Here is a 14628-nt window from a genome sequence, read left to right as displayed (position 1 = left end):
ATATATAGTTGAAATGGAGGGAAATACCTGAATGGTAAAGCAACTATTTAGAAAGTGGACTATTGTCTGCATGGTTATGGTGCTGGTAATGACAACGTCTGTAGCTTATGCAACGGATGTTGTCATTGAGGATCCGACACCTGACTTGACGGCTCCTGCAATTAACAGCATTAGTGTGTCCAGTAATGAATTGACCCCTACAGCACCTGTAAAGGTCATTGCAGATATAACGGATGATCTCTCTGGGTTTAGTGATGGTTATATCACTTATACCAAACCGAACAATCAGCGGTTCAATGTGGCATTTGTATATAATGCAAGTAGCAAGCTGTTTGAAGCTGATATTAGAGCAGCTAGCAATGATGTAGCAGGCTCCTGGAAAGCAACAACAATCTTTCTGAGAGACAAGAAGGACAATACCATTAATCTAAGTCATAATTCTACTCAAACGAATGGACAGAAGATTGATTTTACACCACTGCATTTGAATGTAAGTGGAGTAACACCTACGCCTCAGCCTACGGACAAAGAAGCACCGGTCTTACATTCGATTGAAGTGAATACCAATCAACTAACCGTAGGTGACAAATTACAACTGACTGCTGAAGTGACGGATAACGAATCCGGGGTAGCTTCAGTAGTAGCGTATTACAGAACACCTAGTGGCAAGACGAAATCTATTTCCTTGGCGGCGACTGGGAACAACAAGTTTGTCGGTTCTTATACGATAGGGAAATATGATGACAGCGGGGAATGGGTTCTTGCTTCGGTAACAGCGCGGGATCGAGTGGGTAACTCTAAAACGTATACAAGTTACCAGGACCGAAATAACAAGACAGTTAACTTCAATAACTGTTTGGTTGTGGTCAGTGGCACGACGGTCGACAACGAAGCACCAGTACTTCATGGCATTTCGGTAACTTCCCGCGTGGTGCATCCGAATGAGAAGATTGAAGTACGAGCGGAAGTGACCGATAACGAATCCGGTGTGGGCACAGTAAGAGTAACATACAAGAAACCGGATGGAAGCACAAGCACGATTGATTTGCGCAAGGATGCCACAGGTCAATTCGTCGGATCAGTGACGGTCGGTCAGTATGAAGAACGGGGGCTGCGGACTTTAACCTCGGTATACTTGAGCGACATATTAGGAAATAGTCGTACAATCACTAGTTATACTGACAATAACAACCAGCTGAAGACATTTGAGCATTGCACTGTAGAAGTAACGGGAACAACACCAGACTGGGAAGGTCCTGAATTTACGTCTGGCTCCATTACGGTCAAGCAGATTTCCAATATACAAGCAGAAGTCATCCTGACGGTTGGCGTCGAAGACCTCTTGTCAGGTGTCGCAAATGGGACACTGACAGGACAATATAAGAAGCCAAGTGGCAGAACGATTAACTTGAATTTCACGAAACTTGGTGGAGATAAGTATACAGCTACTGTCCCAATTGACAAGTATGATGAGTTGGGTGAATACGTGCTGGCTAGTCTGACTGTGAGTGATAATGTCGGTAACACCAGTATAGCTAAAGCGCTGGGGGTTTCCCCGTTATCCGAGTTTAATTTTAACGTACTGGGCAAAATTACGATCACACCAGGTACACCGAATAGTATAGCCGTAACGGCTCCAACAGAAATGAATCGCGGGCAAAGTCATCAGTTGAAACCAATCTTGGAATATAGTAATGCCGCGATTGCACCTCTGGATATTACGAACGATCCATTAACCAAGTATACGTCATCTGATACGACATTGCTGACGGTCAGCTCACAAGGGTTCATTCAGGTGCCTGCGAATGCGGGTTCAGGAACTGCAATGATTGAAGTGACTTACGGGAACGTCCGTAAAACCGTAGAAATTAGAGTCAATGGTGGAGCAACAGAATCATATCTGTCAGTGACTCCACTAATGGTAACAATGCACTCCGGCCAAACGGAACAAATTAAAGTTGTCGAAATGAATGATGGTGAACGCAAAGATGTAACTAAATCTTCGAGCGGCATCACCTATACAAGCAGTAATCCCGCTGTAGTTACGGTTACTGCTGACGGATTGATCCAGGCAACTTCGGGCGATCAGCAAGGAACATACTACATTAATATGACTTACAAAGGTTTAAAGGCAACGACAACAGTGAAGTTGTCCAAACCTGTAGTCAAATCTCTTTCAATATCACCAACGGAAGAGACCCTTTCTCTGACCAATAACAAACTTCAATTGGTGCTGAAAGCACTCATGAACGATGGAACAAGCAAAGATGTCACCAAGGAATCAGAAGGGACTAAATACACCTCGTCAGATCCAAAACGCGCTCAAGTAGATGCGAATGGGTTGGTGGTTATTCCGCCAGACGCCATCACCGGTACTGTTACGATCAAAGCTACGAACAGTAACATGGTCGTACAGAGTGTGCTTACCATTGACGGAAATCCGGAACTTACGGGCATCAAGATTACGACGGATAAGCTAAGCGTATTCCCGGGAGAAGGGAAGCAGCTAGCTGTCGTAGCCACATACTCCAACGATACGACAAAAGATATTACTGCAAGCAGCTTAGGGACTACTTATACAAGCAGTAATCCGGCACGTGCCCTGGTGGACACAGAAGGGAAAGTTACGATTCCCAAAGATGCTTCTCTAGGCACAGTGGTTATTACGGTGAATTATGAGACATTCCGTACGACAGCAGTGCTGAATGTAGTTAAGGATATCTCAAACGACATTCTATCCATCGAGGTCGATCCTGCTACGCTATCCTTGATGCCTGAAGATACGCAGCAAGTGAAGGTAACTGCGAAGATGGGGAATGACACGCTGAAGGATATTACGGCAAGTAATGCAGGAACGACATATACAAGTAGTAATTTAGAGCGCGCGCTGGTGAATACGGAAGGGCTAATTGCGATTCCAAAAACAGCAACGGCAGGAACGGTCGTAGTGACGGTCAAAAATGGCTCTTTCCAAAAGTCAGTTGTTTTGACGATTACTAACGATCCCGCGAAAGAACTTAAATCGATATCAATCAAGCCCAATCCCATTACACTGTACGCAGGTAAAGAGCAGCAGGTAACGGTAACAGCATTAATGGGAGATGGCAGTGAGAAGGATGTAACTCACGATGAAAGGATTAACTACACTAGCAGCATCCCGGCTCGAGCAGCAGTTGACGCAGCGGGATTGGTCACTATTCCGACCGATGCTTCTCTAGGGACGGTTGTCATCACGGCTAAGGTTGGAAATGCCCAAGCTTCAGTTACAGTGACTATTGAACCGGATCCATCAACGGTTGTGAAAGGTTTATCGATCACCCCGAATCCATTGACACTTCAAACAGGAGCAACTCAGCAGTTGACCGTAATGAGGGTCATGGGAGATGCAAGTGAAACTGATGTAACAGGGAGTCAAGCAAAAACCGTGTATAGTAGCAGTAGTACAGAACGTGCCGCGGTGAGTGCCGAAGGATTGGTTACAATTCCAGCGTATGCTCCAGCAGGTACAGTGGTCATTACCGCACAAAATGGAACCCAAAAGGCGACCGTGACTATTACGGTAACCCTAAATCCAGCCACTGAGATCAAAAGCTTGGTTATTAATCCGAACCCAATTACAACGTACCCAGGCAAAACGCAGCAACTAGCAGTCGTTGCGAATATGGGAGACGGCAGTGAGAAAGAAATGACTAATTCTAAAGGGGTTGAATACACGAGCAGCAATCCAGCACGTGCATCGGTAGATACAGCGGGGCTAATTACCATACCGACAGATGCATCTCTGGGCACAGTAGTGATCACCGCTAAGATTGGAACCAAGCAAGCTTCGGTTACAGTGACGGTTGAACAAGATCCATCAACTGTCGTAAAAGGTTTATCAATCAATCCGAATCCATTGACACTTCAAACAGGGGAAACCCAGCAGTTGACCATAAAGAGGGTCATGGGAGATGAAAGTGAAACCGATGTAACTGCAAGTCAAGCAGGGACCGTATATAGTAGCAGTAATACGGAGCGTGCTGTAGTGAGTGCAGAAGGACTTGTTACGATTCCGACATATGCATCGGCAGGTACAGTCGTCATCACGGTACAAAATGGAAGCCAAAAGGCCACATTGGTTATTACGGTAACCCTAAACCCAGCCACTGAGATCAAAAGTTTGGTCATTAATCCGAACCCACTTACAATGCATGCAGGTAAAACGCAGCAACTGGCAGTCATTGCGAATATGGGTGACGGCAGTGAGAAAGACATGACAGATTCTGAAGGGATTCAATATACAAGCAGCAACCCAGCACGTGCATCAGTCGATGCAGCGGGGCTGGTTACCATTCCGACAGATGTATCTCTGGGAACGGTAGTGATTACTGCTAAAGTTGGAACCAAGCAAGCTTCGGTTACAGTGACGGTTGAACAAGATCCATCAACTGTCGTAAAAGGTTTATCAATCAATCCGAATCCATTGACACTTCAAACAGGGGAAACCCAGCAGTTGACCATAAAGAGGGTCATGGGAGATGAAAGTGAAACCGATGTAACTGCAAGTCAAGCAGGGACCGTATATAGTAGCAGTAATACGGAGCGTGCTGTAGTGAGTGCAGAAGGACTTGTTACGATTCCGACATATGCATCGGCAGGTACAGTCGTCATCACGGTACAAAATGGAAGCCAAAAGGCCACATTGGTTATTACAGTAACTAAAAATCCAGCCACTGAAATTAAGAGTTTAGCCCTCACTCCGAACCCGATTACCATGCACGCAGGGAAGACGCAGCAATTAACGGTGCTCGCGAACATGGGAGATGGTAGTCAGCAGGACATGACTAGTTCCAAAGATATTCAATATACAAGCAGTATCCCGGCACGTGCAGTAGTTAACGCATCAGGGCAGGTAATGATCCCGAGAGATGCAACACTTGGAACGGTAGTCATCACCGCTAGTATTGGAACTTCCCGAACTTCGGTCACGGTAACCGTTGGGAATGACCCGGCAACGGAAGTCAAGGAATTGTCGATCACGCCAAATCCATTGACCATCCAGACTGGGGAGACGATCCAACTGACCGTGAAAATGATCATGGGAGATGGCAGTGAGAGAGATGCAACCACCAGTGCAGCTGGAACGATATACATGAGCAGTAATACAGATCGTGCTCTGGTGAGTGCGGAAGGATTGGTTACGATTCCAACGTATGCATCAGCAGGCACGGTAGTGATCACTGCTAAGAATGCCAAGCAACAAACGACACTTATAATTACAGTGAAGAAGAACCCGGCGACTGAGATCAAAAGTATGGTCATCAGTCCCGACCCGATCACTATGCACGCAGGCAAAACGCAGCAATTAACGGTGCTCGCGAACATGGGAGACGGTAGCCAACAGGACATGACCAATAATAAAGATATTCAATATACAAGCAGTATCCCGGCACGTGCAGTAGTTGATGCAACAGGGAGAGTAACGATTCCGGGAGATGCCACGCTCGGTACAGTAGTGATTACCGCTAGTATTGGCACTTCCCGAGCTTCTGTTACGGTAACTGTTGGGAATGATCCTGCGACAGAGGTAACTAAACTCGTATTTAACCCTGAATCACTAGCATTGCAGACGGGTAATTCCTATCAGTTAACCGTTAGTGCTGTTATGGGAGATGGAAGTCTAAGAGACATTACTTCCAGTAGTCAAGGAACCGAATATTTCAGTACTAACCTTGCACGAGCAATAGTGAATACGGAAGGGTTCGTTACCATTCCTGCCAGTGCAAGTGCAGGAACAGTAGTGATTACTGCCAAAAACGGCAAGTTGCAAACCACTATTCTTATTACGGTGAGCAAAGACCTATCCTCTGAAGTCAAGGGGATTCATGTTACTCCAAGCAGGGCTACATTAGCCATTGGAGGGAATCTGCAATTAACCGTAATGGGAACGATGGGAGATGGAAGCTTCAAAGACATCACTTCGGGCAATGGCACGCTTTACACAAGCAGCAACGTTGCCCGCGCAATGATTGACGCAGATGGTCGGATTACCATCCCATCTAACGCTACTTTAGGTTCAGCTACAATAACAGTTAGGAACGGAAGTATAACGTCATCAGTAGTGTTAACCATAAGTAAAGACCCAGCTTCGGAGATCATAAGCGTTACGATTACACCAGAGGAAGTTACATTGACCGCTGGCAGTACACAACAGTTGTCATTCAACGCTTTAATGGGGGATGACAGTCTGAAAGATTTAACGAGCAGCTCTACAGGAACCACATATACGAGCAGTAACTCGAGTCGGGCAGCGGTTGATTCCGAAGGAAACATCACGATTCCGGCAAATGCCACGCTTGGAACGGCAACGATTACAGCTAAAAACGGTAAATTTAGCAAATCCGTTGTCATTCGAGTTGTTAAATAGTAGTCATTAAAGCTGGTTTACTGGAAAACAGGGTCTTTCGTATAAGAAAGACCCTGTTTTTATTAGAAAGATTTATTTTCGATCAATAATTTGTCAAAGAAAATCTGTTCTGAACTAAATATAGAAATGGAATTGACCGATATAAAGGATACAATACAAATTTGTCGGGGGTTATCTGAGTGAATATACAATTTTCGTTAACCACAAGCGCGGCAACTAGAGGTACTTCAGAACCAGCACTTTCAGCTGAGTCAGCTTCTTCAGTATACAGTACGGATAAGATTCGCAATCTTAAGGAACTCACAGAAAAAGGACTACAGGGAGTGTCGGTCCCATTTGGTGAAGAGCAGCTGATTCGTAATATTGACAAGGCTCTGAGAACCTTGGAAGGACCAGAGACTACGCTGGACGTCAGCATTCATGATAGGACACATCAAATTATGGTCAAGGTTCTAAATAAGGATACTGGAGAAGTTATTCGAGAGATTCCACCTGAGAAAACGTTGGATATCGTAGCAAACATGATGGAATTGGTAGGAATTATCGTTGATGAAAAAATATAAGGAGGACTAAATATGGTATTAAGAGTAAATGGCTTCTCAGGATTTGACGTTGATGGTACCGTCACTAAACTGATGCAAGCCAAACGAGTCCCGCTGGATAAACTAAACCAACAGAAAACAATCCTCAACTGGCAGCGGGATAGTTACCGTGAAGTAAACAGTAAGCTGTTTAATTTTAAGCAAAACAAGCTGACAGATACATTCAATAAATCAATGGCAATGACTACGCTGCAGTCTACAGTGACTGGCAACACATCTGCTATTAAAGCGGTGGCTACCCCAAACGCATCAACGACTCCTATGACGGTTACGGTTACGAAGCTTGCTACGAAAGCAACTATACAACCCCAAGGTCCCATGGAGGTAACACCTGGAAAGAAAGCTTCGCTCTCGACTAAATTAAACGAACTAAGCGGGAGCGGTAATATTGATGAAACAATGAGCTTGACGATCAACAAAACGGAAATTAAATTTGCCAGTACAGATACCATTTCTACTGTAATTAGCAAAATCAATAGTTCGGCAGCTGGTGTGAATGCCTCTTATGATGAAGTGAGTGGAGAATTCTCACTAAGTGCCAAGGATTTTGGTAGCGCAAATATTGAAATAACACAAAGCAATGCTGACTCTCCAATGCTGCAATTGTTAAAAGTCGATCCTGCTGCTGCAGGGGCAGTCATACCAGCTCAAGAGGCCGAAGTTAGTATAACAACAGTGTCATTAAATGGTACAAAAGTAACAGAAGAATTTACCTCAAAGACGAATTCGTTAACCGTAAATGGAATTACCATGACTTTATTAAGTACTACAGCAGCTACGGATCCATCAATAATAAAGACAACAGCAGATCCTACACAGGCAATTGACACCATTAAAGCTTTTGTTCAAGATTACAATGATTTATTAAGTTTCTTGAACACCAAGGTCGGTGAAGCCAAATATCGTGACTTCCAGCCTCTTACAGATGCACAAAAGGAGTCGATGAAGGAGAGCGATATTACATCCTGGGAGGCCAAAGCGAAGAGCGGTTTGCTAAAAAATGATGGCATCCTTAACTCTGCAATTACTTCCATGCGATCTCTTATTAGTGGTAATATGGGACAGTTAAGTGCGATGGGTATTACCACTGGTGAGTATTCTGAGGGTGGTAAGTTATATGTAGATGAGGATAAGCTGAAGAATATGCTTGAGAATAATCCCCAGCAGGTAATAAACCTGTTTCAGGGAAATTCCGAATCCAAGAGCGATGGATTGTTCAGTAAAATGAGCAGCGCCTTGACAAATACAATGCAGAATCTGGCAAATCGTGCCGGTACGAACAGGTTCAGCGGTGATCTGACCGGTACATTCACACCGAGTAGTGTAATGGGAAGAAGATTAAGAGAATTTGATGCTCAGATCCTCACGCTTACGACTCGATTAAATGATGCAGAGACACGTTATTATAAACAATTTTCAGCTATGGAAACAGCGATTAACAGACTCCAGTCCCAGTCGTCCAGTTTGTTTGGTGCATCGTACTAAAGTAGGTAAAGGGTGAAAGCAATTGATTACATCTCCTTATGAAAAATATCGTCAGTCATCCGTTCAAACTTCTACGCCTGAACAGCTTCTTATTATGCTTTATGATGGGGCTATTCGCTTCATACGTGCAGGGATTGATGGCATGAAGCATCAGGACTTGGAGAAAATAAATCTAAATTTGGGAAAGGCTCAAACCATAGTTAGTGAACTCATGTCTACTCTGGACTCTTCTATTGAAGTTTCCAAAGGACTTTCAGCACTATATGAGTATGTGAACCACCTCCTATCCCAATCGAACGTAAAAAAAGTTCCTGAGCCTGCTGAGGAGGCCTTAGGGTATCTTACAGAGTTGAGAGAGACTTGGGCACAGGCAATCAAGATTGCGGGAAGTCAGGAGAAGGGTCATGGATGAACGTATTGGTGAGCTTGAAACTTTAACCCATCAGATGCTTCTCCAGATTAATCAAGTAAGTTCGGAAGAATTTACAGATTTTATCGAAAAACGTCAAGGGCTAGTTGATGATATCCTTCATATGGTTGAGGAGACGCCGCTAACATCTGAGCAGCAACAGCGTGTAAGAGCGATCCTTGAGCAGGATACACTTCTTCTTGGGAGAATGAATAGTTTGAAGGATGAGGCTGGCAGCTGGCTTATGAATCATGGACAAGCCAAGATGCAGCGGAATGCATACGAAGCAGGATATACCCCTGAGAGTCTATTGGTAGATAAAAGAAAATGAATATACTAGATCCCTATGTGCAGTTGAATACTGAACTGGGGATCTTAATATTTTTATGAAGTGTGAATTCAACTAGTTGGCAGACATCATGTAAGAATTCAAAAAATCATAATCTTCTTATAATTTCCTCGTTGTAAACCACTCTATCTTAATTGGCATTAATTCCTCCCTCTATATTCAACAACCATGACGATCCATTTTCCATCTCCAAAGATATAATACTTTTGTAAAAAGCTAGGTTGTGAGTACTCATAATTATATGGTAATTTCATTGTGATATGATACTAGGGTTCCAAAGAAATTATTAGGATTAACAGTATTTAATAACATCGATATACATAATACCCCACCTTTCAACACAATCACCAATTAACCCACAAAAAATTCCAAGAAAACATTTACGTTTCCAATTGACAATGGATAACTTTGGATGGTATTATCTGAATTGTGGGCAGAGGCTAAGGCCAAAAGCTTCACTTCATTTGATGACGAAGGGAATGTTAGTGCATGCAAGGTAAAGTAAAATGGTTCAACGCAGAAAAAGGTTACGGTTTCATTGAAACTGAAGACGGCGGCGACGTATTCGTACATTTCTCCGCAATTCAATCCGAAGGATTCAAAACTTTGGAAGAAGGTCAATCCGTAGAATTCGACATCGTCGAAGGCGCGCGTGGACCGCAAGCAGCTAACGTAATCAAATTATAATCATCCGGACAATCCGACCTACATATATGGTTAGATGGTTACCAAATTGAATTATCGCTAGCATCAGACTCCGGTACGTTCCGGGGTCTTTTTTTGTTTTGATAGATTCGAGATTTAAGGATCATCCGAGGAACATTATTCTAAAGAATTTGATAGATTTAAGAGATAGATTGAAGTTCATTTTACATAATAGATTGAGTATGCTCGAAATGGGTTAATTACATCATCAAGCGCCTAATAAGACATAGCATGTAAATTTGCGATTATGGCTGAATATGATGAAATATCGCGAAATATGGCGTTATGCCTACGTTGGCAGATGTGGCTTGAACAGATGTCATTATTCGGTCACCGGGAGTTTTTACATGGCGCTTACATTCGTGTTATAATGAAGTGGCAAAGGAAAAAGGAGGAGTGCCCTATGAATTTAAGTATTCGAGGTCAACAAATCGAGGTTACTGATGCTTTGAAGGATTATGTCGACAAAAAGTTGAGTAGACTCGAGAAGTATTTCGATGCACCCCTTAACTCTGACGGTGCTGTTACATTGAGCACGACGAGAGGCTTGCATACGGTAGAGGTGACGATCCCTTTGAAAGGCATTGTGCTCCGCGCTGAGGATGAGAGCGACGATATGTACGCATCCATTGACTCCGTGGTAGACAAGCTGGAACGTCAGATCCGCAAACATAAAACAAAAATTAACCGTAAGTTCCGCCAGGAAGGCAGCCTGAAAACACTCTTCGTTGAAGATCCAACAGGCACTGTAGCTACAGCTGAACTGGATGCGGACACGGATGAAGATGATCTGGAAGTTGTACGGACGAAACGCTTTATGTTGAAACCAATGGACGTGGAAGAGGCAATCCTCCAAATGAACATGGTTGGTCACAATTTCTTCGTATTCTCCAACATTGACAGTGAAGAAGTTAGCGTTGTTTATAAACGGAACGATGGTAAGTACGGGTTGATCGAACAAGGTTAATCTTAACGTACAGGATCATCGGATCGGACTTGCATATGAATATCTAAATTTCAATAATGAACACAGGAAAGGTAGTTTCCTGATTAGACTTAACAAGAGCTTCCATCCCTTAGGGGATGGGGCTCTTTTGTGCGTAAAGGGGCTGGGAAATGACCTTTGGAAATAAAATGGTGAAACTATTCCCTATGCTGCTGCGTCTAATAGATAGTAAGAAGAAGCACAAACTGTGCAATGATACGACCAGATTCAGATGGTTACGAAAATATTCGTACACATGCATTCGAGAACTGGATATTGAGATTTCCATCCAAATTTACCATAAAAATTCGTTGGCAGGGCAGTCTACCGTGCAAAATCAAACATGGCAATCGATGGCTTCGGCTAACGACTATGATTTTTTGCACTTAAACTCGATTTGAGATCCTTCAGAAGTTCAAAGAAGTGTGCCGTGGCGTGTTGCGGCGACCCTTACAAACTGTTACAATTTATGCAAAGAGAATCATTGTCCTGATGGAGAATTGTCAACGAATGATCGCTAATCATAATCAATGACAGGCACAGCACCATGAACATGATTCGCAAGGCTCGGGCTTCGGCTAGTTTTTAATAACCGAATCCGTTTGAATACCGAATCAGCTTCATGAGGAACCCTTGGCAAGCCTGAAGTTGATTCATCATATTACTTATTAGCATATGATTTGAATTTGATTTTTACACGGATGACGAAGAGGGCAGAAATGACCTGTAGAAGCGAAGCGTTCGCCTTTATCCCCGGATTTAACCCTCTGAGAAGAGAGTTTAAAAGAAATCAGGGGATAACAGCGATCGAAAGGACATTCTGGCAACTGAGTTGACGAAGTGTAACCTTCATTAAGCTCAAATCATATTGTTTGTCACCCCCGGGCAAGTGGATGCAACATCCATCCGATGGTGTCGCGTGGCGGCAACAGGGGGTCTATTCTGTTTTGCACGAAAGGGGTATACCATGCTAGGACTTGTCAAAAAGATCTTCGGCGACATGAACGAACGTGATGTTAAACGTCTGATGAAGACGGTCGATGTGATCAATAAACTGGAACCACAATTTCAGGCGTTGTCTGATGAACAACTGAAAGGTAAAACGGACGAATACCGTGCTCGTATTGAAAAGGGAGAAACGACAGATGAACTTCTTCCAGAGGCATTTGCAACTGTACGTGAGGCATCACGCCGTGTACTGGGCAAACGTCACTACGATGTACAGATGCTGGGCGGTATCGCTCTGCATGAAGGCCGTATTTCCGAGATGAAAACGGGTGAAGGTAAAACGCTGGTAGGAACACTGCCGGTATATCTGAACGCATTGATGTCCAAAGGTGTACACGTGGTCACGGTCAATGACTATTTGGCACAGCGGGATAGCCAGGAAATGGGACAAATCTATGAATTCATGGGCATGACGGTAGGGGTTAACCTGAGCGGTATGGACCATGCTTTGAAACAACATGCCTATGCATGTGATATTACGTACGGAACGAACAACGAATTTGGCTTTGACTATCTGCGTGACAACATGGTGCTGTACAAAGAGCAAATGGTACAACGTCCATTGTTCTTCTGTATCATTGATGAAGTGGACTCCATCTTGGTCGATGAGGCGCGTACGCCACTCATTATCTCTGGACAAGCTCAGAAATCGACGGACATGTACTATTCAGCAGACCGTTTTGTGAAGCGACTTGTTCCTGAAGAAGACTTTACGGTAGACATCAAGGTGAAATCCGTAGCGTTGACTGAGGCGGGCGTAGCAAAAGCAGAGAAAGCATTTGGTATCGAGAACTTGTATGATCATGCCAACGTTACACTTAACCATCACATCGTACAGGGGTTGAAAGCCAACGTTATCATGCGTCGCGACGTGGATTATGTGGTGAGTGATGAGGAAGTCATGATCGTCGATGAATTCACAGGTCGTCTGATGTCCGGACGTCGTTACAGTGATGGATTGCACCAGGCGATTGAAGCTAAAGAAGGCATTGAAGTACAGAACGAGAGCATGACACTTGCTACGATTACGTTCCAGAACTATTTCCGGATGTACCGTAAACTGGCGGGTATGACGGGTACAGCGAAAACCGAGGAAGAAGAGTTCAAAAAAATCTACGGTCTCGAAGTACTGCAAATTCCAACCAACCGTCCGAACAAACGGGATGACATGGCAGATGTCGTGTACAAGAGCATCGATGGCAAGTTCAATGCCGTTGTGGAAGAGATCGTGGCACGCCACAGTAAGAACCAGCCGATTCTGGTAGGTACAGTGTCCATCGAGAACTCGGAGCGCCTGTCTGACATGCTCAAACGTCGTGGTGTAAAGCACCAGGTGCTGAACGCCAAGTACCACGCTGAAGAAGCAGAGATCATCACAGGAGCTGGACAAGCAGGTGCAGTAACGATTGCAACCAACATGGCTGGACGGGGTACGGATATTATCTTGGGTGAAGGTGTAGCTGAAGTAGGCGGCCTTCATATCATCGGTACAGAGCGTCACGAATCACGCCGGATTGATAATCAGCTGCGTGGTCGTGCGGGACGTCAGGGTGACCCGGGTTCAACACAATTCTACTTGTCACTCGGTGATGAATTGATGAGACGTTTCGGTGCAGACAATGTATTGAACATGATGGAGCGCCTTGGTTTTGAAGAAGACCAACCGATCGAGAGCCGGATGATTACCCGTGCAGTAGAATCGGCGCAGAAACGTGTTGAGGGTAACAACTTTGACGTACGTAAAGTCGTTCTCCAATATGATGATGTAATGAACCAACAACGTGAAATTATATATAAACAGCGCCGCGAGGTACTGGAATCCGAGAATATCAAACAGATCGTTATGGATATGATCAAGCCATCCATTGAACGTATCGTTGGGGCACATTGCAGTGACGATATTCCGGAGAACTGGGAGCTACAGGAAGTTGCCGATTACATGAACAGCAAATTGCTGGATGACAATTCGGTAACGAAAGATGATCTGTGGGGCAAGGAAGCAGAAGAGATTATCGAGTACCTGTTTGAGAAAGTTCAGAACAAGTACAATGCACGTGAAGAGCGAATTGGCGAAGAGATGGTTCGTGAGTTCGAGAAAGTGGTTGTGCTCCGTGCAGTAGACAGCAAGTGGATGGATCATATTGATGCGATGGATCAGTTGCGTCAAGGTATCCACCTTCGTGCCTACGGTGGTACAGATCCACTGCGTGAGTACCAGTTCGAAGGCTTCGAGATGTTCCATCAGATGATTGCTTCGATTCAGGAAGAAGTAGCAACATATGTGATGAGAGCACAGATCGAGAGCAATCAGGAGCGTCAAGCGGTTGTTGAGGAAAGTCAGATCTCGACAAGCGGTGAGCCTGCTGAGAAACGTCCAGTGAAGGTTTCTGACCAAATCGGACGTAACGATCCATGCCCATGCGGTAGTGGCAAGAAATTCAAACACTGCCACGGTCAAGAGTAGTTAAAGGTTTTTATATACACTATAGTGTAAAAAGTTGAACCTTGATTTTACACCATAACGGAGAGTGCAGAAGCAATCTGAAGAAGCGGAGCGTTCGCCTTTATCCTCGGATTTTACCCTTTTGTAAGGGAATTAAGAAAATCTGGGGATAAGAGCGATCGGAAGATGCTACTGCAATCGGAGTGATATGGTGTAAAGAATGCTGGCTCAACTTA

The 14628-nt window shown here is 44.2% G+C and carries 8 protein-coding genes; all 8 read left to right on the top strand.

Translation table 11 applies throughout. The features are described 5' to 3' along the window. Positions 1-31: 31 nt before the first annotated feature. The 8 genes from M1D71_RS26510 to secA all read left to right on the top strand — a co-directional run bounded on the left by M1D71_RS26510 (position 32) and on the right by secA (position 14413). Complete coding sequence (locus M1D71_RS26510; RefSeq protein WP_458124296.1) at positions 32-6406, top strand: beta strand repeat-containing protein; 6375 nt, start codon at positions 32-34, stop codon at positions 6404-6406. Positions 6407-6585: 179 nt separating this feature from the next. Continuing rightward, positions 6586-6969, top strand: a complete 384-nt coding sequence (locus M1D71_RS26505; RefSeq protein ID WP_418039490.1) for a flagellar protein FlaG — start codon at positions 6586-6588, stop codon at positions 6967-6969. 12 nt (positions 6970-6981) lie between these two features. After that, positions 6982-8493 carry a flagellar filament capping protein FliD gene (fliD, locus tag M1D71_RS26500; RefSeq protein ID WP_458124295.1) on the top strand — a complete coding sequence of 504 codons (1512 nt, stop codon included), beginning with the start codon at positions 6982-6984 and terminating at the stop codon, positions 8491-8493. Positions 8494-8515: 22 nt separating this feature from the next. Continuing rightward, on the top strand, positions 8516-8905 hold the full coding sequence (gene fliS, locus M1D71_RS26495) for a flagellar export chaperone FliS (protein WP_458124294.1): 390 nt from the start codon (positions 8516-8518) through the stop codon (positions 8903-8905). Continuing rightward, positions 8898-9233 (top strand): hypothetical protein, encoded by a 336-nt coding sequence (locus tag M1D71_RS26490; RefSeq protein ID WP_458124293.1) that lies wholly within the window; start codon positions 8898-8900, stop codon positions 9231-9233. Before fliS ends, M1D71_RS26490 begins: the two co-directional genes overlap by 8 nt. A gap of 507 nt (positions 9234-9740) precedes the next feature. Beyond that, positions 9741-9938: a cold shock domain-containing protein gene (locus M1D71_RS26485; RefSeq protein WP_024631599.1), complete on the top strand. Its 198-nt coding sequence runs from the start codon at positions 9741-9743 to the stop codon at positions 9936-9938. 421 nt (positions 9939-10359) lie between these two features. After that, complete coding sequence (hpf, locus tag M1D71_RS26480) at positions 10360-10923, top strand: ribosome hibernation-promoting factor, HPF/YfiA family (RefSeq protein ID WP_124116500.1); 564 nt, start codon at positions 10360-10362, stop codon at positions 10921-10923. A 985-nt stretch (positions 10924-11908) separates the two neighbouring features. After that, positions 11909-14413, top strand: a complete 2505-nt coding sequence (gene secA / locus M1D71_RS26475) for a preprotein translocase subunit SecA (RefSeq protein ID WP_458124292.1) — start codon at positions 11909-11911, stop codon at positions 14411-14413. The last annotated feature ends 215 nt before the right edge of the window (positions 14414-14628 follow it).

This window comes from Paenibacillus sp. Z3-2, from assembly GCF_054161325.1.
Note: the sequence above shows the minus strand (reverse complement) of the source record. Positions and strands in the feature narration are given on the sequence as shown.